This is a genomic window from Ensifer sp. Root423 (assembly GCF_001426275.1).
In the GTDB taxonomy this organism is placed as follows: Bacteria; Pseudomonadota; Alphaproteobacteria; order Rhizobiales; family Rhizobiaceae; genus Ensifer; species Ensifer adhaerens.
Map to the genome: position 1 here is coordinate 279,682 of NZ_LMEG01000043.1, position 22,941 is coordinate 302,622.

A 22,941-nucleotide genomic window follows, 5' to 3' on the forward strand; every position below is an offset into this window, starting at 1 on the left:
CAGGCCGGGCTCTTTGCGTTTCGTACTTTTCCGTGGTCAGGCGCGTTCCAGCGCCACGGCGATGCCCTGGCCCACGCCAATGCACATGGTCGACAGCGAATAGCGCCCGCCGGTCTCGTGCAGTTCGAGTGCCGCCGTGCCGGTGATGCGGGCGCCGGACATGCCGAGGGGGTGGCCGAGCGCGATCGCGCCGCCGTTGCGGTTAACGCGCGGATCGTCGTCGGCAATGCCGAGGTCGCGAAGCGTGGCGAGCCCCTGCGAGGCGAAGGCCTCGTTGAGTTCGATCACGTCGAATTGCGCCTGCGTGAGACCGAGGCGGGCCATCAGCTTCTTCGATGCCGGAGCCGGGCCGAAGCCCATGATGCGCGGCGGTACGCCGGCGGTAGCCCCACCGAGGATGCGGGCGATCGGCCTGAGGCCGTATTTCTTCGCTGCCGCTTCCGAGGCGATGATCAGGGCCGTTGCGCCATCGTTGACGCCGGAGGCGTTGCCGGCGGTCACCGTGCCGCCTTCTTGTCTGAAGGGCGTGCCGAGCTTGGCAAGCGCCTCCATCGTCGTCGCGCGCGGGTGCTCGTCGCGATCGACGATAACGGGCTCGCCCTTGCGCTGCGGGATCGTCACCGAAACGATCTCTTTCGCCAGCCGGCCATTGGCCTGCGCGGCCGCTGCCTTTGCCTGGCTGCGCACAGCAAACGCATCCTGGTCTTCGCGGCTGACGTGAAAGTCAGCCGCGACGTTCTCGCCCGTCTCTGGCATCGAATCGACGCCATATTGCTTCTTCATCAGGGGATTGATGAAGCGCCAGCCGATGGTCGTGTCGTAGATTTCGGCGTTGCGGGAGAAGGCGGCATCGGCCTTCGGCATCACGAAGGGCGCGCGTGACATGCTCTCGACGCCACCGGCGATCATCAGCTCGGCTTCGCCCGATTTGATGGCGCGGGCTGCCGTGATGACCGCATCCATGCCGGAGCCGCAAAGCCGGTTGATCGTCGTCCCGGTGACGCCGACCGGCAGACCGGCCAGGAGCAGCGACATGCGCGCGACGTTGCGGTTGTCCTCGCCCGCCTGGTTGGCGCAGCCGAAGATCACGTCGTCGACGGCGTCCCAGTCGACATCGGCATTACGCTCCATCAGAGCGCGAAGTGGGACCGCACCGAGGTCGTCGGCCCTGACCGATGAGAGTGAGCCGCCGAACCGGCCGATCGGGGTGCGGATGTAGTCGCAGATGAAAGCCTCGGCCATCACGCAGCCTCCTTGTCGCCCTGATGCGCCTTCTTGGTGCGAGCGTTGATGTCACGAAGGGTCTTGAGTTCGAGTTCGGACGGGGCCGGCGTCTCGATCACTTCCTCGGCGAACCTGATCGCCCAGCCGCAATTCTCGACGATCTGCTCGCGCGTGACGCCGGGATGGATCGAAACGACGGTCAGTTCCTTGGTTTGCGGATGCGGCTCCAGGATGCAGAGGTCGGTGATGACGCGCGTCGGTCCCTTGGTCTTCATGCCCAACCGTTCGCGGTGGTCGCCGCCGTCGCCGTGGCCCATGGAGGTAATGAAGGGCAGCTTCTCGACGAAGCCGCGCCTGGAGAGCGCCATGGTGATGAAGATGCGGCCGCAATTGGAGGCAATCTCCGGAGCGCCGCCACCACCGGGCAGACGCACCTTCGGGTGGTCATAGGGGCCGACGACCGTGGTGTTGAGGTTCGCGAACTTGTCGATCTGGGCGCCACCGAGGAAGCCTGTCGTGATACGCCCGCCCTGCAGCCAGTAGCGGAACATCTCCGGCACCGACACGGTGAAAAGGGCCGTGTCGCAGAGTTCGCCATCGCCGATCGAAAGCGGCAGCACATCCGGCTTGGTGCCGACCGTGCCGCTCTCGTAGATCAGCGTGATATCGGGTGCATGCGTCAGCCGCGCGACGTTGCAGGCGGCCGAGGGCGCGCCGATGCCAACGAAGCAGACGTCGTCGTTGGAAAGCGCCCGGGAAGCGGCGATGGTCATCATTTCGGTAGGGGTGAAGTCGCTCATTCTATCCTCCCTCAGGCCGCTTTTGCCGGTTTGTTGCCGGCATGCTTGGCGAAATCTTCCGGCCTGGCGTCGAGCACGTTTTCCTTGATCCAGGCGGTGAAGCTATCGCGGTCGCGGGCGATCTCGTCCCAGCCGATGTAGAAGGCGTTGGAGCGCGGGTAGTAACCGTGCGCATAGGACGGGAAGGCGCCGCCCGGAACGTGAGCAACCGATGTGACGGCCCAGCGGGGCAGCACGAGGGAATTGGGCGACGGTGGGTTGAGCTCGTCGACGATCTCCTCCACCGTGACGATCGAGCGCTTGGCGGCAAGAACCGCCTCCTTCTGCACGCCGACGATGCCTTCGATCAGCACGTTGCCCTTCCTGTCTGCGCGTTGCGCATGAATGATCGTGACGTCAGGGCGGATCGCCGGTACGGCCGCAAGCACTTCGCCGGTAAACGGGCAGGTGACCGACTTGATGTTGGGGTTTACCTTCGGCAGGTCGGCGCCGATGTAACCACGCAGCGTCGCAAACGGCAGGTTGGCGGCACCCGCCTCATAGGCGTTGGCCATCGCCGCGTGGGAATGCTCCTCGATCTCCAGCGGCCGCGGCCATTGGTTTTCGACGGCGTCGCGGAAGCGATGCAGCGAGCCGACGCCGGGATTGCCGCCCCAGGAAAACTTCATGCCACGCGCCGCACCCACGCCGATCAGCTGGTCATAGAGAATGTCCGGCGTCATACGCACCAGATAGAGGTCCTTGCGACCCTGGCGGATCACCTCATGCCCCGCGGCATAGGGGATCAGATGGGTGAAGCCTTCCATGGCGACGGTGTCGCCATCCCTGACATTGTCGCCGACAGCCTCGGCGAGCGAAACGATCTTCGCCATGTTTCCTCTCTTGGTCTCAGTGATCTGTTCGTGGCCTTCGTCGCCCCACGGGCAGCCGGCGCCTTCCTCTTCCGGATGCCAATAAGCGCCGATCGAAACGCTCGGTCAATTATTTTGTGCGATATTTGACTTTTGTTCGTATATCGCACAAAATCGTTGGCGATGATTTGGGAGGCAAGGATGCGGGAAACGGACTTCGTCAGCGGCTTTGCGCGCGGGTTGGCAGTGATCGAAGCCTTCGATGAAACCCGGCCGAAACTGTCGATTGCCGAGGCGTCAAGGATTACCGGGCTTGACCGGGCGACGGTGCGCCGGTCGCTGCTGACCCTCTCCGAGCTCGGCTATGCAGACTATGACGGCAAGTTCTTCGCGCTGACGCCGAAGATCCTGCGCCTTGGCCATGCCTATCTCTCGGCAACGCCGCTGCCGACGATCATCCAACCTTATCTCGACCAATTGTCCGACCGCGCCGGGCAGAGCGCCTCGGCCTCGGTCTTGGATGGAACCGAGATCGTCTACATCGCCCGCGCCTCGCAAAAGCGGGTGATGTCGATCAACCTGACGACGGGGTCGCGCCTGCCGGCCTATTGCGCCTCCATGGGGCGGGTATGGCTCGCGGCACTGCCGGAGCATGAGGCACGAGAGATCCTTGCCCGATCGAACCTCAAGGCAAACACGCCCTATACGAAGACCGATCCGGAGGACCTGATCGCCGAGTTTCGCCGTGTGCGCGACCAGGGCTATGCGTTGATTGATCAGGAACTCGAACTCGGTCTCTGTTCGATCGCAGTGCCGCTCGAAAACGACCGCGGCCGGATCGTTGCGGCGCTAAACATCGGCGCGCCGGCAGCCCACGTGGCCGCAGCGGAGATGGTTGAGCGTTACCTGCCGCTGCTCAAGGAAACGCAAGGGGCGCTCCGGCTGGTGCTGAGATAACAGCTCCCTGCGTCGGCGCTTGATGTTTTGCTGTCGCGCGTTGGAAGCACGCCAGCACCGCAGGACCTGGTCCTTGCTGGCGCCGATTGATGGTGATCGGAACGGCTGGCAACGAGCATGGGGGATTTGAGTATGGGCACCCTTGGGTCTGTGCACGTCGTCTCGTGTCAGGCCGTTCCATTGGCGCCAAGGCCGTTCATCTGCTCCGGACCGCTTGGTCTGCAGCTCATTCCATCGGCAAGCACAGATTTGGGTAGCGACCGAACGGCCGGAATACCCAAAAATGAGCCACCGGGCGATGCAGTTTACGCTTGCATTTATTTAACCTACAAATTTTAGTGGTCCACGCGGGTGGTGCTGGCGGTGAGAAACGCCGGCACAGGACGATGGAGGGGGCCATCGCGCCGCAAGAGCCAGGTATTTGTCGAATTTTGTCCAGCGCCGCTCTCGGCGATGTCTGGGCGTTGCTGTCATTGTTGCGACCCGGACCGCCGGGAAACCCGAATTTTTGCTGAGCGATCCCTTTTCGCCTTTCCATATCGAGCGTCATGAATGAGCAATTGCACCGGTCCGATCATTCCATAGGCCTGCCGCCCTACGAACTGATCGCGACGAACGAGCCGCCTTGCCCCGCCGTGGCGCAGCCCACACGAGACTGGGCCTATCTGGCCGCCACCCACCTCATCGGTTCTCCGGCCAACGCGGCGATCGCCGCGATCCTGGAGGAAACCGGCAAGCTTGCCGGCGCCGACCGGGCGTGGATGTTCGAATACACCGACGATCTTCTGCGCTTCCGCAACACTGACGAATGGGTGCGAGGCGAGGTGTCGTCACATGTCGGGGACCTGCAGCAGACGCCGATGACGATGATCGGCTGGCTCCATCAGTGGCTGGTGGCGGGCAAGGCGGTCATGATCAACGATGTCGCAAGGCTACCGCGTCCGGCGCGGGCGCTTCAGGCGGAAATGCTTCGCCAGAATGACAAGAGCGTTCTCTGCGTCCCGGTTTTTCACGAGGGCACGTTGCGTGGCTGCATCGGTTTCGATGCGACGCGGGCGGTGCGTCGGTGGCCGGTCGAAGAAATCCACCAGCTCGTCCGCTGTGCAAAGCTGATCGGGATCGCGCGCTACGGGCGCACGCGGACATATGGCGACCGGGACGATGCTGGCGCAACGACGTCGGCAGAGATAGGCGCGCTCGTCCATCTGCATATGCCGGGACGCACCCGCGGCGTGCCGCTGTCTGCGATCGTCGGGCTTCGCTCTGCCAAGGACTACACCCAGGTCTGGCTGAAGGACGAAGCCGCGGTGCTGGATCTTCGTCCGCTTTCATTCTGGATCGGCCTTTTGCCCAAGGCGAACTTCCTGCGCATCCATCGGACCGCGGTGGTCAACCTGTCGCACGTGACCGAGCTGGACCGTCATTCCGGTCCGACGAAACAGGCCTGGGTCGTGCGTCTGCGCAGAACAGACGAATCCTGGACCGTGTCCCGCCCCTACAGGCAGGAATTGCGCAGTCGTCTCGGCATCTGAATTTTCCACAGAGGCTGATATCGGGGTTTGTCGCTTCGTCGAACCCGTAGGTTGTTTCGTCGATAAGGCGTTGCCGCTGTAGGGTTGCTATGCAAGCGAGCTTCCTGGGACATTTTTGAACGATGGCGGGGGCAAGCCTTTGAAAAAGATCAATTGTCAGAATCAGGGCTTGGGAAGCGGACGTGAGAGCGAAGCGCGCAACGATCGGCGGCGGACGACGCGTCGTTCGGTAACCAGTAGCCGGCGCTTGCTGATGAACAGCACCGCTCTGTGGCTGTTCGCAGCCACCGGCCTTGCTCTCGGCATGGTCGCGTCCGTTCCGGTCGCGCATGCGGCAGGCAAGGGCGGCACCGGCGGGAGTTGGGGCGGCGCCGGCGGCAGCGTCGACGGCAACCTGCAGGGAACGCCCGGCGGCGATGCCATCGATAGCGGAAACGGCGGCGGCGGCGGCGGGCCGGGTGCGGCCGGTGGCGCGGGAAGCCAGAGCGGCGCCGGGGTTGGCGGCACTGGTGGTGCCGGCGGCACCAGCGGCAGCCCGAACGGAGGAACCGGCGGAAGCGGCATCGGCAACGGCAGCGACTTTGGCGGCGGTGCGGGTGGCGGCGGCGGTGCGCACGGCAGCGTCGGCAATGTCGCTGGCCGCGGTGGCGATGGAGGCACGTCTCCGAACGGGGACGGCGGTGGCGGCGGGGCCGGCGGATACGGCCGGATTGTTGCCGCCGGGGGAACGGAGAGCATAACCGGACCGGCAGTTTCCGGTGGGCGGGGCGGACACGGCGGTGCTGGCGGGGCAGCGTCGGGGGCTATCGGTATCGGTGGCAGCGGCGGCGACGGTGGCGACGGCGCGGCGCTCGTCGGTGGCGGCACATTGACGGTGAACACGAACGTCACGGCCGGCAACGGCGGCAATGCCGGCGCCGGCGGTCACATTCTCGAAAAGTTCAATGGCGACGGCGGTCACGGCATCAGCGCGCTGAACGGCGGCACGGTGATCATCAACAGCGGCAGCGTGACGGGCGGTGTGGTTGGAACCGGCGGGACCGGCGGCGTGCACGGAGCTGGGATCTTCGGTCGAAACCTGGACGTGACTCTCGGCGCATCCGGTTCGATCATCGGCGGCAATGGCGGGACCGCCAACGCCATGACCTTCGATGGCGGCGCCAACACGTTCCGGTTCTCTGCGGCGAACCCGGGTCTTTCCGGCAACATCGCGATCAACAATACCGCCAGCCTGACGATCGACCAGAACAGCAACGGCAGGATCAACAATACGATTACGGGCGACGGCTCGCTCATCAAATCCGGCAGCGGCACGCTGACGCTGACGGGCATGAACACCTATACCGGGGCGACGAGCATCGGGGCGGGCGGTACGCTGGCGCTATCGGGCCAGGGACGCATCAATGCCTCCAGCGGATTGACGGTGAACGGCACCTTCGACGTTTCCGCCGCCGCTTCTGCACAGGTCAGGTCGCTGGCCGGCAGCGGACAGGTCACGCTTGGAAGTCAATATCTGATCATCCACAACGCCACGGGTACGTTCTCGGGCGCGATCAACGGCACCGGTGGCATCAATGTCATGGCCGGCACGCAGGTCCTGACGGGTACCAATACCTTTGCCGGTGGCGCAGGTACGAATACTGGCGCGACGTTGCAGATCGGCAATGGCGGCACGGGTGGCTCGCTCGTGTCGAACATTACCAACGGCGGCTCGGTGATCTTTAACCGCTCCGATGACGTGACCTATGGCGGCGAGATCACCGGCAACGGCACATTCTCGCAGATCGGCAGCGGCACGCTGACGCTGACGGCGACCAGCAGCACGCGCGGAGCGGTGACGATCGGCACAGGCAGCACGCTGCAGCTCGGCAATGGTGGCACCACAGGCTGGATCGGCGGCACGGGGAACTTTGTCGGCTCGATCACCAACAATGGCGCGCTGGTCTACAACCGCTCGAACAATGTCAGCTATGCCGGCAAGGTCTCGGGCACCGGCACGATTTCGCAGGCGGGAACGGGCAAGCTGACGCTGACGGGGGATAGTTCGCTGTTCGCTGGAGCAACGTCGGTGACGTCGGGCACGACCTATGTCAACGGCCAGCTTGGCGGCAACGTCAATGTCGGCACCGGCGGTACGCTCGGGGGATCGGGCAGGATCGGCGGCAGCGTCGTCGTCGATGGCACGCTCTCGGCCGGCAACAGCCCGGGCACAATCACGATCGGTGGCGATCTGACGCTCAATGCCGGCTCCAATTCGGTTTTCGAGCTCAATACGCCTGGGCTCGTCGGCAGCGTCGGCAGCAACGATCTGGTGAAGGTCGGCGGCAACCTGACGCTCGGCGGCGCACTGAACGCGCAGGTGGCATCGGCCGGTTACTACCGGCTGTTCGAATATGACGGCGCGCTGTCGGGCAGTTTTGCGACGACGACCGCGACGTCGACGGTTCCTAGCTTCACGATCGCCAGCCAACAGGTCCAGACCGGCATTGCCAAGCAGGTCAATTTGTCGGTGCTCGGCGCCGGCCAGACGATGCACTTCTGGGATGGCGGCGACACGACGGGCAACGGTACCGTCAACGGCGGTACCGGCACCTGGACGTCTGGTGGCACCAACTGGACCGGCGCTCCGGGGCGCGCCAACATCAACGGCAGCTTCGGCGGCTCTGTCGGCGTCTTTGCCGGTGCCGCCGGCGGCACCGTCAATGTTGTCGGCACACAGAGCTTCGATACGCTGCAGTTCTCCGCGACCAACGATGGCAGCGGCTACACCATCAATGGCGGGGTGCTCAGCTTCAATCCGGCAAGCGGCACGGCGGCGACGATCAATGTCGGCAACGGCGTCGCAACCACGATCGGCTCGGTGCTGCAGGATGGCGCGACCGGCAGCGGCCTCAACAAGGTGGGCAACGGCACGCTGACGCTGACGGGCATGAACACCTATACCGGGGCGACGAGCATCGGAGCCGGCGGCACGCTCGCGCTTTCGGGTCAGGGTCGGATCAACGCCTCGAGCGGTTTGACGGCCGATGGCACCTTCGACGTCTCGGCTGCGGCTTCCGCACAGGTCAAGTCGCTTGCCGGCAGTGGGCAGGTTGTGCTCGGTAGCAAAACGCTGATCATCAATAACGCGACCGGCACGTTCTCGGGCACGATCAACGGTACCGGTGGCATCTCGATCGGTGCCGGCACGCAGGTCTTGAGTGGCACCAACGGCTTTACCGGCGGCGCCGGCATTTCCCAGGGGGCGACGCTGCAGATCGGCGATGGCGGCGCGGGTGGTTCCCTCGCATCCAATGTCACCAACTACGGTGCCCTCGTCTTCAACAGCTCGGCCAATTCGACCTATGCCGGCTCGATCACCGGCCCCGGGTCGTTCTCGCAGATCGGAGCGGGCACGCTGACGCTCACGGCCAACAACAGCACATCGGGTGCGGTGACGATCGGCACCGGCAGCACGCTGCAACTCGGCAACGGCGGCACGACCGGCTGGATCGGCGGAACCGGCAAATTCGTCGGCTCGATCACCAACGACGGCGCGCTGATCTACAACCGCTCGAACGACGTGACCTATGCCGGCGCGGTCTCGGGCAACGGCACGCTGACCCAGGCGGGCACGGGCAAGCTGACCCTGACAGGCGCAAACACCTTTACCGGCGCGACAGACATCACCTCGGGCGAACTGATCGTCAACGGTTCGCTCGCGAACTCCAGCCTGACCACGATCCGGCGCGGAGCGCGTCTTGGCGGCACCGGCACGCTTGGCAACACGACCATCCAGGCTGGCGGCGTCCACGCTCCGGGCAACTCGATCGGCACGCAGACGATCGCCGGCAATTACACCAACAACGGGGTTCTGCAGATCGAAGGCTCGCCCACCGCCACCGATAAGCTGGTCGTTTCGGGCAGCGTCGACATCTCCGGTGGGACCCTTGATCTCCTGCTTTCGCCCAACACGGCGTCGAGCTGGAACCCGGTCAATGGCCCGTTCATCCTCATCGACAAGACGAGTTCCGGCACGATCACCGGCACCTTTGCGTCGATCGTCGACAACCTGGTGTTCCTCGATCCGACCGTCGACTACAGCGGCGGCGACGGCAACGACCTTTCGCTCAAGCTGACCCGCAACGATATCAGCTTTGCAAGCGTCGGCCAGACCCGCAACCAGACCGCCACCAGCGTCGGTGTCGAAGGGCTCGGTTTTGCCAACCCCATCTTCAACGCGGTGGCGTTTGCCGCAACGCCCGAGGCGGCGCGCACGGCCTTCGATCTGCTTTCCGGCGAAGTGCACAGCTCGTTCCAGTCGATCCTGATCGAGGACAGCCGGTTCCTGCGTGATGCCGCGAACGATCGTCTGCGCACTGTGCTCGGCACCGTGGCGGCGAAGCAATCGAGCGAGATCACCGGCGCTATCGACAGCGGCGAACTTGCTCTGTGGAGCCAGGGCTTCGGTTCCTGGGGGCGGATCGACGGTGACGGCAATGCCGCCAAGGCGGATCGCTCCATCGGCGGCTTCTTCGTCGGTGCGGATACGCAGGTGGACGAATGGACCGTAGGCGCGCTTGCCGGCTACTCGCGTTCCTCGATGGACATCGACGCGCGGTTCTCCTCGGCAACCTCCGACAACTATCATCTGGGCATCTATGCCGGCGGACGTTGGGGCGATGCGTCGCTTAGAACCGGCGCCGCCTATAGCTGGCACGATATCGAGACGAACCGCACCGTTTCGTTCCCGGGCTTCACGGACAGCCTCGATGCCGACTACAGCGCCGGGACGGGCCAGGTCTTCGGCGAGTTCGCCTATGCGTTCACGGCCGGCTCGGTTGATCTGGAGCCGTTTGCCAACCTGGCCTATGTGCATCTCAATCGCGACGGCTTTGCCGAGCGGGGTGGAGCCGCCGCGCTCTTCGGCAAGGACGCGTCGCAGGAAACGACGTTTACGACCCTTGGTCTTCGCGCGGCGTCCAGCTTCGACCTTGGCGGCGTGCTGGCGACGGCCCGTGGCACCATCGGCTGGAGACATGCCTTCGGCGACACCTTGCCGCTGTCGTCGAACGGGTTCTCGCCGGCGAGCACGTTTGTCATCGCCGGCGTCCCGATCGCCGAAAACACAGCGGTGCTCGAAGCCGGCCTCGATTTCGCCGTCGCGCCGGAGGCGACCCTCGGCTTGACCTACACAGGCCAATTCGGCGGCGGCGTCAGCGACCAGAGCGTCAAGGCAAATCTGAGCGTCAAGTTCTGATTGGACGCAGTCGACCCAAGCGGCCGCCTGTCCGGGTCATGGGTGACCTTGGCAGGGGGCCCGTTTGGCTTTTCAAGGCTGGCTTGATGTGCGTATGGATGCGGCACGCCAGCGGCCATGCGTCCACGCTTCACCCGCTCCGCACGTCGCCGCGACGGGGATGGTCTGGCGTTATCTGCCGCTGCTCAAGGAGATACAAGCAGCCTTGCGCGGCGTACTGAGATAGCGCCGGCCGCATCCTTGCGCTTGACGCCACGCCCCGACACGCTTTCTATCTCGCCTGGGGTGTGAATTCGGGCTGGGAGTGGACCACTATGACTGACGATACGCAGCCGCCGGAAACCAAGCTCACGACGACGAAGCGGCGCTGGGCCGCCGATGGCAAGTTCCTGACGGGGCGGATCGTGCGCCCCGAGGACGAGCGCCTTCCGCCCGGGCAACATCTGGTCAAGGACTGGCCGGTGCTCGACCTCGGCCAGCAGCCGATCATCCGGACGGAAAGCTGGCGGCTCGATATCACCGGTCACGTCGAGCATCCCCTGTCGCTCGACTGGGCCGCCTTCAAGGCTTTGCCGCAGAGCAACCGTCTTTCCGACATGCATTGCGTGACGACGTGGTCGCGCTACGACAACCGCTGGCAAGGCGTGACCACACGTGATCTGCTCGACCAGGTGATGCCGAAGGCCGAGGCGAGCCATGTCATGCTGACGAGTTATGACGGCTACACCACGAACATGCCGCTTGCGGATTTCGCCTCCGAAGACGCGATCCTTGCGACCGACTGGGAGGGCCAACCGATCGGCCGCACCCATGGCGGACCGATGCGGCTCGTCGTTCCACATCTTTATCTGTGGAAGAGTGCCAAGTGGCTGACGCGTATCGATTTTCGCGAAGGCGACATGCCCGGCTTCTGGGAGCGGAACGGCTACCACATGCGCGGCGACCCGTGGCGCGAGGAGCGCTATTCGGACGACTGATCGGGGCCTGTGAAGGCTTGACGATCACCGCCCAACGCGTCCGGGTCCAGAAGCGATTGCAGCCCCGCAAGCTGGTAGCGCCAGAAGAGCGAAATGGCCGACTGGATAGACGGGGCGTCGCTGTATTCGCTGAGCGTATCGGCAATGGTGTCCAGCGTTCGAGTGAAGGTTCGCTCGAGCATGAAACCCATCAAAGGCGTCAGGGCTTGCTCGCCGCCATTGTCGGTCAGGTAGCCGGAAGCCAGCCGCACCATCTCCCGGATCATCAGCTTGCGGACATGGGCGTAGCGCGTCCCATCGGCCCCGCGAAGCAGGATCAGCACCACGAGCCGCTGGTCGATCCAGAAGGACAGCAGCGCCCGGGCACGTTCGGATCCGGAAGCATCGGCCTGCAGCCAATCGCCGATCGATCGCAGTTCTCGTACACGGGCGCGCAGCAGGCGCAACAATCGCCCGGCGAGCGCCGGTGTCACGATCTCATAAAACAGCGCTTCCTTGTCGGCGACGTACTTGTAGATGTTGCTCGAACTCGTACCCGCCCGTTCCGCCACATCGGCCAGCCGGGCCTTTTCGAACCCTTGCTCGGCAAACACCGCTGCCGCTGCCGCAAGCAGACGCTCGCGCACTTCCTGCTTCAGGCGCTGGGGCATGCGAGCCTTTCTGCAAGCTCGGTGAGCCTTGGTTGCCAGGGGGCAGCTTCTTCCAGCTGGAAGGCGAGTGAGAAGAGCAGCGCGTCCTCGCCCGTTGCTGCAGCGAAATGGCAGCCGACCGGCAGCCCCTCGCGCGACCAGCAAAGCGGCACCGACATGGCGGGCCATCCGGCAAAGGACGCCACATTGGTGAAGCCGGCGAGGCGTTCCGTAAACGCGATGAGTTGGTCTGCATCCTCGGTCGGTCCTTGCGTCCCCAGCGGAAAGGCCGTGAAGGGGACGGTGGGCGAAAGCAGCACGTCATAGCCGGAGATCGTCTGATTTGCGCTCGCCTCGGCCCTCTTCGTCGCGCCGATCGCCTCCATGATTGCCGCCTCCGGCAGCCGCCTCGCGCGGCGGACGAGCTCGACCGTGTAGGGCTCGAACAAGGTCTCGTCGAAGGCGCCGCCCATTGTGGCCGCGACCTGGTCGAACAGGCCGGACAGAACGATCCCGGTCAGATTGAAAAAGGCGCGGCTGGTTTCCTGCGCGTTGACGTCAGGCCCCGCGCATTCGACGACCTCGTGCCCCAAAACCGTGCACAACGTGATCGCCGCGTTGAGCGCGTCCTCGACCGCTTCAGACACGCCGCGCCCGAAAACATCATGGCGATAGACGCCAATGCGCAGCCGCTTCTGCGGGCCGCGGCGCATATCGTCGATCGCAGGCATTGGCCGCGCCAGGTCCTGCCGCTCGGTCGCCGCCAGCCACGCGGCGCTGTCGCGCACGGAACGGCTGACGCAATGGTCGCTGATCAGCCGCGCCGTCGGCATCGCCGGCGGCAGGCCGGCATTCACCGTGCGGTCCCGGCTCGGCTTGAAACCGAATAGCCCGCAGAAGGAGGAGGGGCCACGGATCGAGCCGCCGCCGTCGGACGCGTGGGCGATAGGCACCATGCTGGAGGCAACGGCCGCCACCGCGCCGCCGGACGAGCCGCCGGTCGAAAGGGCAAAATTCCAGGGGTTGCGCGTCGCGCCATGGGCGAGGGTTTCGGTGGTGCCGAGCAGGCCGAACTCCGATGTGGTCGTCTTTCCAAGAACGATCAGACCGGCCTTGTCGATTGCGTCCGTGTAATCCGATCCGCCTTGGGCGGGCTGTCCCTTGAAGAGGCGAGAGCCGAAGCCGGCCGGATGGCCGGGGTAGGCAAGCAGATCCTTGAGCAGGGTCGGTACGCCCGGGAACGGCATGTCCGCGTGCGGCCGAAGAGCTCCGGCGCAGTTGCGCGCTTGGTCGAAATCCGTGGATGCAAGGGCGTTGACGTGCGGCTCGATCCGCTTGATGCGCCGGATGGCGGCATCGACGAGTTCGAGCGGCGAGGCTTGGCCCGTCGAGACGAGACGCGCCTGTTCCGTTGCGTCCAGCGCGGAAAAGTCGTCCGTTTCCTGTTGCGAAAATTCGGGATTGGGCGCGCGCATCTGTCCAGATTCCATTGACGATGAAAAGAGAATGATAGATTCTTTTTTCATCGTCAATGGGCGGTTGCATCCTCCAGCAACTGATTGCATCTTCCCGTCTCCTGCAATGCTGGTGCAACCCACCCCCCGCAAAGCTCGTGCAACGTTTCAACAAAGGACGTTGTCGATGCGCCTGGCCATTTTACCGATGTGGATGATCCTCTTCAGCGCGAGCCCGAGCCATGCCGAAGAAAAGGGAATGTGGATTGCGGACAATCCGTATCGGACCGTGCAGCCTTTGTACGATCCCTGTCGTGATGGTCGGCTAAGTGATGGAACGCCGCGAACCTGCGCCGAGATCAGACGCATGTACCGGCATGGACGAGGCGGCTGGTCCGAGCAGGACCATCGCCTGGATGCATGCAGCAACGGACGCGTCAGCGACGGCCGGCCGCGCACATGCCGGGAACTGCTTGAATGGATGGAGCATCGTTGATGAAGGCAGAGCGCAGAGCCACCGTGTCGAGGCTCGGACAGGTTTTCAGATTAGTGCTTGGGTATCTGTCCTGGCCGCTGGTGTTTTTCGGTGGACTGCTCGGCGCCTACTACGCGTTCGCGAGCGCGAAACCGATGGTCGGATTCGTGGCGGTCTATGCGGCTGCCGTCTTCATCCTGTTTCTTCTCGAACGCTACATTCCCTACGAGCGGGGCTGGCTGCAATCGGATGGCGAAACGGTGAACGATATCGGCCACACGCTGGCGACGAAGGGCCTGCTGCAGGCGGCTGGCCTGATCGCCGCCGTCTTTCCCATGTATGCCGCCAACATCCTGCAGCCGCTCGCAGCGCTCAAGTTTGGTCTCTGGCCATCGGATTGGCCGATGGTGTTTCAGGTGGCTATCGCCGTGGTCGTTGCCGAATTCGGCCTCTATTGGTCGCATCGGATCGCCCACGAAAAGCTGTTCTTCTGGCGGTTTCACGCGCTGCATCACAGCGTCGTTCGGCTCTGGGTCATCAATACCGGCCGCTTCCACGTGGCCGATTCGCTGTTCAAGATCGCCATGAGCCAGATCCCGCTCTATTGCCTGGGCGCTCCGTTGCACGTTTTCTGGTGGCTCGGCGCGGTCACGGCCTTCATGGGCATTCTTACCCATTGCAACGTCGATATGCGCACCGGCCCCTTCGACTATCTCTTCAGCACGCCGCGGCTGCACCGCTGGCATCACTCGAAGGACCTTCGCGAGGGCAACATGAACTACGGCGAGAACGTCGTGGTCTGGGACCTTTTGTTCGGCACATACTACAACCCTGACCGTCCGTCCTCCACTAACATCGGCATCAAGGGCCAGATCGCCCGAGGCTTCCTGGCACAACTGGCGCAGCCCTTCACCAAGAACGGCGTACGCGAAATCCTCGGCCTCCCGAAGAAAAGCTCATGACGGCGTCGCGTGCGGAGTAGCGTTCCCGGCTAGATTTCCGCGTGGCCCCATTGGGAAAGCCATGTGGAAAAGCTGTCCGGCGTGCCTGACGGCGCGCGCCTCGCGATCTCATACGCGCCGACGATCGGCGAGATCGATGGGCAAAGCGCGATCAGCTGGCCGCTTCGCAGCTCCTTCTCGATGAAGGCCGGGCTGACCTGAGCAATTCCTAGGCCGGAAATGCAGGCGTCGATTGCGGCCTCGTCCGTGTCGAAGCCGATGCTGCCGCCCTTCGGCTCGAAAGGGATCGCAGCCGCATCGCACCAGCGCCGCCAGGACCAGGCGTCGGCCGTATCGAGAAGGATCGGCAGGCCGAGCACGTCGCGGGCGTCGAGTTCGCGTTCCGATCGCGCAAAGAACTGCGGCGAGCACACCGCAAGCGTGCGGTCCACCAGAAAGGCCAGCGCGTGATCGTCGCTGTCGCCGCAGCGGCGATAGGTGATCGTGATATCCGCCGGTTCGGCAGCACCCAGCGCCAGGGACTGGATGACGAGATCTTCGCTCGGATGCGCCTGCCGGTAGGAACCGATCCGGGGGATCAGCCAACGGCGGGCAATGGTGATCGGCGCCTGGATCACCAGGCACGAGCGTTCGGGGCTGACCGCGCGCGCGCCCGTCTCAAGGGTGGCGAGCGCCCCGTTCACGTGGGTGAGGAACTGTCGCCCGGCGGCCGTCAGCGCAGTCGCATTGTGGCTGCGGTGAAAAAGCGGCGTGCCCAGTGCGTCTTCAAGTGCCTTGATCTGGCGGCTGACCGCGCCCGGCGTCAGGTGCATCTCCGCGGCTGCGAGCGTCAGGCTACCCGTGCGCGCCGTCGCCGAGAAGGCCGGCAGCACACTGAGCGGCGGAAGCTTGAAGCGTTTGGCTTGCGATTTTTTCATGCCGGCGTGAGAACCTTTCGCTTGCAAATAACTTGACCATAAATATCAACAATCCTCCATATTGGAAGGCAGGAAGCCTGATGTCGGGAGGTTTGTTGATGGCGATCGCGCGTTTTCTTCGTCTGAGGTTCGGCGGGCCGCAGCGGCGCGCAGACGCTGCCGGCGATCTTCGGCATGTGTCTGCCGCAAGCGGCGAGCCGTGCGGTGACGGCCGTGGCTACCGGCTTTCGGCCTTCATCGGCGCCGTCGTTCTTGCAGGCTGCGTGCTCGGCCAGGCGACCGGTGCCGGTGCCGAAGACGCCGTTACCTTCAACGTGATCGACGATCGCGGTGTGGCGGTCACCATTCCGGCGAAGGCACAGAAGGTCGCCTCCGTTTCCTATTTCGCCGCGGATGTCGCGCTCGCCCTCGGGCTGACGCCGGTTGCGACGACCTACATGGTGGAAGGCCGTCATCCCGATTTCCTCGGCGGCCACGTCGATGGCGTCAAGCAGATCGGCCAGCGCGCCACCCCGAACATCGAGCTGCTCGCGGAGGCAAAACCGGACCTCACGGTCGCGATCCGCCGCTACACCGAAGGCAATGCTGCCCAATACGAGAAGGTCGCGCCCTATCTCGCCTACGACCTTGAACTCTACGCCGACAGCGACCGCACCATTGCGCAACTGGCGACGATCCTTGGCCAGCCGAAACGCGGGCAGGAGATCAACGCCGCCTTCAAGAGCGACCTCGAGGCCTTTGCAGCGAAGGCGCCGAAGGACAAGCACCCGCGTTTCGTGGTGATGTGGGGCGGGGACATTCCCTGGGTCTTTCGATCGGAAAACATGACTGCCGCCATCCTGGTGGCGCTTGGTGGCGACAACATCGCCGGTCAGAACCCGACGCCGTCCGTTCCCGGGAACTGGGGCATGGAAATGAGCCTCGAAACCCTGCTGGAGCAGGATCCGGAAGTCATCTTCGTCTATGACTACGGCCCGGACCGCCCTCAGGAAAACAATCCGATCTGGCAGCAGCTCTCGGCGGTGAAGAACGCACGCGTGCACTATGTCGGCGACCATTGGGTTGAGGCGCACGGGCCGATCGCCCGCCAGATGGTACTGCGCGAGGCAGCGCATCTGCTCTATCCCGATGCCTTTCCAGCCATCGACGTGAAGGCGGAGGCCCGCAAGTTCATCCCCGCCTCAATCCAGTAACAGGTGAACCGGCCCTTGCACTTGCGGGGCCGGCAAATTCTCATGCCCCGTAACCGTCCTGCAGTTTCCGAAGCGCACCGCATCGTCGGGCTGGCAACGCCGCTGGCGCTGGTACAGCTGGCGCAGGTCGCAATCTCGACCACCGACCTGCTGATGCTCGGCTGGGTCGGTGGCGAGGCGCTTGCGGCTGCCGCACTCGGGCTCGCCGTGTTCAATCTGCTGCGCACGATTGGCTTCGGTCTGATCGTCGGCACGTCGAATCTCGTTGCCGAGGCATCCGGCGAAAAGGTGGCGCCGTCTCATTTGCTGGGTTCGCTGAGCATCGCTGCCGTTGCCGGGCTGATTTCGGCAGCGTTGATGATGATCGGCGGCAGCGGCCTGCGCTGGCTCGGACAGGATGCCGGCGTCGTCGAGCTTGCGCGCGAGTATCTAATGTTTCTGGCGCCCGGCATCATCCCGCTCTTCTGCTTTTACGCCTATCGTGGCGTCGTCGTCGGCCGGCGTCAGGCGAATGTCCTACTTACGATCACGCTCGCGACCATTCTGATCAATGCCCTGCTCGACTATGGCCTGCTGTTCGGCACGTTCGGCCTGCCGAGGCTCGGCGTTCCGGGCGTCGCAGCCGCAAGCACGCTCGCCTTCCTGGCACAGTTCGCTGCCATAGCCTGGATAACGCACCGGCGGCTGTCGTTCTCGCGCCTCGTGTCGATGGGGGAGGTCGTCGCAGCCATCCGGCGGCTGCTTGCGATCGGCATTCCGACAGCCGGATCCTACGCATCCGAGGCCGGCTTCACCGCGCTGGTCACGCTTATGGTCGGGGCCTGGGGTGCCGCCGCGCTCGCCGCGCAGGCGGCGGTCAATCAGGTCGTCTATGTCGTCTTCATGCTGTCGGTCGGGCTTTCGCACGCAACCTCCGTCGGGGTCAGCGAAGCCTTTGCGGCCGGCGACAGCGAACGCGCGCGGCGGGTCGGCGGAACGGGGCTGCTGCTCGGCATTTCAGTCGCCTCCGTCTTCGCTCTGATTATCCTGTTGCTGCCGGCGCAGATCCTGGCTCTGTTTTCCCTGTCGCCGGCCGGATCCGAGGGCGCAACCTATCTGGCCGCGTCCGCCCTGCTGTCTGTCGCGGCGCTCGCCCAGCTGCCCGATTTCGCGCAGAACATCGGTATCGGCGCGCTTCGCGGCGTCGGCCGTGCCGCGAGCGGCTTCTGGATCACGCTTGCAAGCTATTGGCTGATCGGTGCGCCGGCCGCCTGGCTCATCGGTTTCCACCTCGCTCCCGGCGCCGTCGGTGTCTGGCTCGGCATGGGGCTTGGGTTCGCTGCCGCCGCGACCGGTCTTTTCTGGGCCTTCCATCGCGCGACGGCCGATATGACCGCTGTAGGGAACGTCTCGGAGCAACGGCCATGAGCGACCAGGCGCGCGCACCGATGTGGTTTGCGATATTGCTGGCGGTAGCGCTGATTGTCAGCGTGACGGCGCTGATCTTCGGCGCAAAACCGATGACGCTTTCCCAGGCGCTGGCGGCACTGTCATCGCCTGCTGGCGGTACTGATTCGATCATCGTCTGGACACTGCGCATGCCGAGAAGCATTGCCGCCTACCTCGCAGGCGCGGCTCTCGCCGTCTCGGGCTACCTGCTGCAATCGATCACGCGCAATCCGCTAGCCGCACCCGACCTCACCGGCGTCACCGCCGGCGCCGTGGCGTTCATCGTCGCGAGCTTCGTCCTTTTTCCTGCCGTTTCTTCCACGCTCTATCCGGCAATCGGTATGGTCGGTGGATTGGCGGCGGCCGCGCTGACACTGTGGACGGCAAGGGGCGGGCGGGCGTCGCCGCTGCACCTGGCGCTGGGCGGGATCACGGTCGCCCTGTTCTTAAATGCGGTCACCACTTACCTGCTCGTCCGGGGCGGGCCACAATCGCCCTCGGTGCTGTTCTGGCTTTCCGGCGGCTTTCAAGGGAGATCCTGGGCGCAGGTCGGCTACATGCTGCCGTGGATCGTCGTCGGGCTCGGCATCGCTCTTTGCTGCCACCGCATCATCGCGCTCCTGTCGCTCGGCGACGAGGCCGCCGCCGGCATGGGCGCCAATCCCGTCCTGTGGAAGCTCGTGCTGCTTGCCGCAGCCATCTGCCTCGTTGCCGGCGTAACGCCGGTTGCCGGGCCTGTTGCCTTTGTCGGGTTGGCCGCCCCGCATCTTGTCCGGCTGCTGCGGCCGGGCTCGGCGCTCTGGGCGCTTCTCCTCAATATCGCGCTTGGCGGATGCCTGTTGATGACGGCGGACGCACTCGCCCGCTCGGTCGCCGCGCCACGGGAAATTCCGGTCAGTATCTTCACCGCTCTGATCGGCGGCCCGGTGTTCGTCTATCTGACCCAACGCGGCCCGCGGCCCGGTGCTGGAGGCGGGCGTCGATGACGAGGACCACGACCGAAATACCGGCGCTGCGGCATACCGCGCTGCTGGTCGCCCTATTTCCCGGCCTCCTGCTGGTGGCGAGCCTGCTCGGGGTCGCCGACCTGCCTCTGTCTGATGTCGCCGCCGTCCTCATCGGACGCGGATCGGACAATGCGCAGCTGATCATCGAGACCATCCGGATCCCGCGCATCCTGACCGGCATGCTCGCCGGTATGCATTTTGCGGTCGCCGGTGCCCTGCTGCAGACGGTCACGCGCAACCCGCTGGCCGACCCGACCATCATGGGTATTTCTCAAGGGGCGACGCTGGCGGTGACCCTGTTCCTCTTCGTCGCGGTCTATGGCGTCGCCTCCGATGCCAACACGCTTTACGCCCTGCCGGTTGCCTGGCTGCCGCTGGTCGGCGCCATCGGCGGGCTTGCGGCCGGGGCGCTGATTTATGGCCTTGCCGTCCGCAGGGGATTGAGCGCTCTGCGCGTAACGCTGTGCGGCGTCGCGATCGGCGCCTTTCTGCATGCACTTGCCATGGGCATCATCGTCGGTTGGGGCAGCGCCCGGTTCGAGATCGTCATGCAATGGCTTGCCGGCAGCCTTTATGCGCGTGGCTGGGAGCATGTGGTCTTTCTCCTGCCGTTCACGCTCGCCGCGCTCGCTGTGCTTCCGTTCCTCCACCGTTCGCTGACGCTCTTGCGCTTCGAGGAGGACGTCTCACGCTCCTTCGGGCTGAATTATCGCCTGCATTTCACCCTGGTTCTCGCCGTTGCCTGCGTCCTTGCCGCCAGTGCCGTCGGCGTCGTCGGTCCGTTGATTTTCATCGGGCTCGTGGTGCCGCATCTTGCAAGGTTCCTGGCCGGTCGCCATTTCGCGGCGGTCCTGCCGCTGACGGCCCTCATCGGCGCGACACTGGTCGTGGCGGCCGATCTCGTCGGACGGCTAGCCGGCGGCGCCGAGGAGATTCCGATCGGCGTCGTCACCGCCTTTGCAGGCGCGCCGTTCCTGCTCGTTCTACTTCGCCGCTACCGATGAGGCCGTGATGCATCTCAAAGCCGCCGACGTCACCATTCGCTATGCCGGGCATTGCGCACTCGCGACCTTCGCCCTCGCGCTCAGCCGCGGCGAAATCGTTGCGCTGATCGGCCCCAACGGGTCGGGCAAGAGCACCGCACTCCATGCGCTTGCAGGATTGACGGTGCCGGAGGCCGGCGACGTGACGCTCGATGGTCGGTCGGTGCGCTCATGGAAGCGTCGCCAGCTCGCGCGCCGGCTTTCCTTCCTGCCGCAGGCGCCGCTCTCGCCCGAGGGCATGACGGTCGAGCAGCTGGTCCGGCATGGACGCTTTGCCCATATCGGCGCCTTCGGCGGCTTTTCCACCGCAGACCGCCAGGCGGTCGATTGGGCGCTCGACAGCGCCGATCTGCACGATATCGCACATCGGGATCTGAGAGCCTTGTCGGGTGGTGAGCGCCAGCGGGCCTGGATCGCGGCGGCGCTTGCGCAGGAAGCCGAGATCCTGCTGCTCGACGAGCCGACCTCGTTTCTCGACATCGGTCATCAGGTGGAAGTGCTGGAACTGCTTTGCCGCCTGCGCCGCGAGCGGCTGGTAACGGTCGTGGTCGCCATCCATGACCTCAACCAGGCCATGGCGATTGCCGACCGGATCGTGCTGCTGGCGAAAGGTCGGACCCTGTTTTGCGGTACGGCCGATACGCTCGCCGACAGCGGGCTCGTCGAGACGACGTTTTCGGTCAGCGGCGCGTTCGAGCGCCCGCGCGATCAGGCGGGCGCTGTCTATTTCAACGCCCACATCGCCACGTGAGCGGCAATGCGCCCGGTGCACTTAGGCCCGGGCGAATTGTGAAGTTGTCAGGCCGCAAAGGCCGGCTTGCGGGCGCCGATCCTCAAGACGTAGTAGATCGCCCCGCCGATGGCGACGCCGAAGAACCAGCCATAGATTCCCCACCAGGCGGGCAGGATGGTGGTGAAGGTCGGCAGGATCGAGGAGAACAGTGCGCCGATGGCAAAGGCGATAAACGCGCTGCCGTGCCAGCCGCCCTGGAAGCGGAACTCGCCGTCCTCGTGATAGAGCGCTTCGACATTCAGCTGGCCGCGGCGGATCAAATAATAATCCACCATCATCACCCCGAAGATCGGCCCCATCGTCGAGCCGATGAAGTTGACGAAATGCGCAGCCCCCGTTTCCCAAGGGGCGAACGGATAGAGGATGAGCGCAATCAGCGCCGCAATGTAGCCGCCGCGCTTGAAGTTGATCTGCCGCGGAAAGACGTTGGCAAAGTCAAAGGCCGGCGACACGAAGTTCGCCACCACGTTGATGCCGAGCGTCGCGACGGCGAAGGTAAGTGCTGCAAGCAGCGCCAGGAACCAGCTGTCGAATTTCGCCGAAATCTGGTCCGGATGCAGCAGCACTTCGCCATAGACGGCAAAGGCGGCGGTCGTCGTCACGCCGGCGACCAGGCAGAAGGCGAGCAGGTTGATCGGCAGGCCCCAGAGATTGCCCTTGCGTAGCGTCTTCACGTCGGTCGCATAGCGCGAGAAGTCGCAGAAGTTCAGATAGAGCGCTGCGAAGTAGGTGATCCAGGTGGCGGCGACCGCGGCCAGCGCCGGGAAGCTGCCGGGCTCCCAAGGAACGCCTGCGTCCTTGGTCTTTTCGACGAGCACGTCGCGCGGGATTTCCGAACCGAAGGAGAACGTGCCTGATTTGACGATCAGATAGACTGCGAGGATCAGCATCATGATCCAGACGGCCGGGCCTGCCCAATCCTGGAACTTGCGAACGGTCTCCATGCCGCGCTGGATGATAAGCAGTTGCAGCGACCAGACGACGACGTAGCAGATGACCTCAAGCGTCGAGTGGCCGAGCATGTGGCTGTTTTGATGGAAGGCCAGCATGCTTTCGTTGCGAATGAGAAGCGCCACGATCGCGCCGGACGCTGCAGCCGTCTGCGCGCCGTACCAGAAACAGGCGACGACGGCGCGCACCAGCGCCGGAACGTTGGCGCCGAAGGTACCGAAGGAGGCGCGGGCGAGAACGGGGAAGGGCACGCCGGTGCGTACGCCCGCATTGCCGACAAGGCTCATCAGGAAGAAGATCACCAGCGAGCCGATGCCGATCGCGATGACGAAGTTTATGAAGCTGCCGCAGAGCAGGAACAGGCTTGCCGCGAGGTAGTATCCCCACAGGCTATGCACGTCGGATGTCCACACATTGAAGATGCTGAAAGCGCCCCACCGGCGCTCCTCGGCCGGTGCCAGATCCTCGTTGTACAACGAGGGCGACGGATCGCGTACTGCCATGTCTTC

Annotated in this window: 18 protein-coding genes; 11 read left to right on the forward strand and 7 right to left on the reverse strand. The window is 64.6% G+C overall.

The features are described from left to right. Positions 1-36: 36 nt before the first annotated feature. The 3 genes from pcaF to ASD01_RS26565 are packed head-to-tail and all read right to left on the reverse strand — an operon-like array spanning position 37 to position 2,896. Positions 37-1,242 (reverse strand): 3-oxoadipyl-CoA thiolase, encoded by a 1,206-nt coding sequence (gene pcaF, locus ASD01_RS26555; RefSeq protein WP_060644702.1) that lies wholly within the window; start codon positions 1,240-1,242, stop codon positions 37-39. After that, the gene (locus ASD01_RS26560) at positions 1,242-2,024 is read right to left on the reverse strand and encodes a CoA-transferase subunit beta (RefSeq protein WP_060522042.1); all 783 of its coding nucleotides are present in this window, start codon (positions 2,022-2,024) and stop codon (positions 1,242-1,244) included. Before ASD01_RS26560 ends, pcaF begins: the two co-directional genes overlap by 1 nt. Positions 2,025-2,035: 11 nt before the next feature. After that, a complete protein-coding gene (locus tag ASD01_RS26565) occupies positions 2,036-2,896 on the reverse strand; it encodes a CoA transferase subunit A (RefSeq protein ID WP_060580997.1) in 861 nt (286 codons plus the stop codon). A 180-nt stretch (positions 2,897-3,076) separates the two neighbouring features. Here ASD01_RS26565 and ASD01_RS26570 point away from each other — a divergent pair, with 180 nt between their 5' ends. From ASD01_RS26570 to ASD01_RS26585, 4 genes are all read left to right on the forward strand, one after another. Further along, entirely contained in the window at positions 3,077-3,832 is a 756-nt protein-coding gene (locus tag ASD01_RS26570; protein ID WP_060580996.1) for an IclR family transcriptional regulator, read from the forward strand. Positions 3,833-4,380: 548 nt separating this feature from the next. Further along, positions 4,381-5,364: a LytTR family transcriptional regulator DNA-binding domain-containing protein gene (locus ASD01_RS26575; RefSeq protein ID WP_060644704.1), complete on the forward strand. Its 984-nt coding sequence runs from the start codon at positions 4,381-4,383 to the stop codon at positions 5,362-5,364. 253 nt (positions 5,365-5,617) lie between these two features. After that, positions 5,618-10,603, forward strand: a complete 4,986-nt coding sequence (locus tag ASD01_RS26580; RefSeq protein ID WP_060644706.1) for an autotransporter domain-containing protein — start codon at positions 5,618-5,620, stop codon at positions 10,601-10,603. A 314-nt stretch (positions 10,604-10,917) separates the two neighbouring features. Continuing rightward, entirely contained in the window at positions 10,918-11,580 is a 663-nt protein-coding gene (locus ASD01_RS26585; protein ID WP_060644708.1) for a sulfite oxidase-like oxidoreductase, read from the forward strand. Here the strand turns inward: ASD01_RS26585 and ASD01_RS26590 are convergent. Together ASD01_RS26590 and ASD01_RS26595 are read right to left on the reverse strand one after the other, a co-directional pair. Next, positions 11,565-12,230 (reverse strand): TetR/AcrR family transcriptional regulator, encoded by a 666-nt coding sequence (locus tag ASD01_RS26590; protein ID WP_060580992.1) that lies wholly within the window; start codon positions 12,228-12,230, stop codon positions 11,565-11,567. The two genes, ASD01_RS26585 and ASD01_RS26590, sit on opposite strands and share 16 nt — an antisense overlap. Beyond that, positions 12,215-13,684 (reverse strand): amidase, encoded by a 1,470-nt coding sequence (locus tag ASD01_RS26595; protein WP_060644710.1) that lies wholly within the window; start codon positions 13,682-13,684, stop codon positions 12,215-12,217. Before ASD01_RS26595 ends, ASD01_RS26590 begins: the two co-directional genes overlap by 16 nt. Before the next feature lie 31 nt (positions 13,685-13,715). Between ASD01_RS26595 and ASD01_RS35790 the strand changes: the two genes are divergently transcribed. Together ASD01_RS35790 and olsE are read left to right on the forward strand one after the other, a co-directional pair. Continuing rightward, positions 13,716-14,159 carry a hypothetical protein gene (locus ASD01_RS35790; RefSeq protein WP_143556290.1) on the forward strand — a complete coding sequence of 148 codons (444 nt, stop codon included), beginning with the start codon at positions 13,716-13,718 and terminating at the stop codon, positions 14,157-14,159. Continuing rightward, positions 14,159-15,100 carry an ornithine lipid hydroxylase OlsE gene (olsE, locus tag ASD01_RS26600; protein WP_060644712.1) on the forward strand — a complete coding sequence of 314 codons (942 nt, stop codon included), beginning with the start codon at positions 14,159-14,161 and terminating at the stop codon, positions 15,098-15,100. The genes ASD01_RS35790 and olsE overlap by 1 nt, the downstream gene beginning before the upstream one ends. A gap of 29 nt (positions 15,101-15,129) precedes the next feature. Here the strand turns inward: olsE and ASD01_RS26605 are convergent, their stop codons facing one another. Continuing rightward, positions 15,130-16,017: a LysR substrate-binding domain-containing protein gene (locus tag ASD01_RS26605; RefSeq protein WP_060644714.1), complete on the reverse strand. Its 888-nt coding sequence runs from the start codon at positions 16,015-16,017 to the stop codon at positions 15,130-15,132. A 98-nt stretch (positions 16,018-16,115) separates the two neighbouring features. Here ASD01_RS26605 and ASD01_RS26610 point away from each other — a divergent pair, with 98 nt between their 5' ends. From ASD01_RS26610 to ASD01_RS26630, 5 genes are read left to right on the forward strand one after another with little or no spacing between them, the layout of a single operon-like run. Continuing rightward, entirely contained in the window at positions 16,116-17,210 is a 1,095-nt protein-coding gene (locus ASD01_RS26610) for an ABC transporter substrate-binding protein (protein WP_082584697.1), read from the forward strand. 42 nt (positions 17,211-17,252) lie between these two features. After that, positions 17,253-18,617: an MATE family efflux transporter gene (locus ASD01_RS26615; RefSeq protein ID WP_063979537.1), complete on the forward strand. Its 1,365-nt coding sequence runs from the start codon at positions 17,253-17,255 to the stop codon at positions 18,615-18,617. Further along, positions 18,614-19,624: a FecCD family ABC transporter permease gene (locus ASD01_RS26620; protein WP_060644716.1), complete on the forward strand. Its 1,011-nt coding sequence runs from the start codon at positions 18,614-18,616 to the stop codon at positions 19,622-19,624. Before ASD01_RS26615 ends, ASD01_RS26620 begins: the two co-directional genes overlap by 4 nt. Next, positions 19,621-20,649, forward strand: a complete 1,029-nt coding sequence (locus ASD01_RS26625; RefSeq protein ID WP_082584698.1) for a FecCD family ABC transporter permease — start codon at positions 19,621-19,623, stop codon at positions 20,647-20,649. Before ASD01_RS26620 ends, ASD01_RS26625 begins: the two co-directional genes overlap by 4 nt. Positions 20,650-20,656: 7 nt before the next feature. Next, positions 20,657-21,439 (forward strand): ABC transporter ATP-binding protein, encoded by a 783-nt coding sequence (locus ASD01_RS26630; RefSeq protein WP_060644795.1) that lies wholly within the window; start codon positions 20,657-20,659, stop codon positions 21,437-21,439. A 47-nt stretch (positions 21,440-21,486) separates the two neighbouring features. On the opposite strand, the gene ASD01_RS26635 is transcribed toward ASD01_RS26630, so the two are convergent. Beyond that, entirely contained in the window at positions 21,487-22,935 is a 1,449-nt protein-coding gene (locus tag ASD01_RS26635) for an NCS1 family nucleobase:cation symporter-1 (RefSeq protein ID WP_060644718.1), read from the reverse strand. Positions 22,936-22,941: the final 6 nt, after the last annotated feature.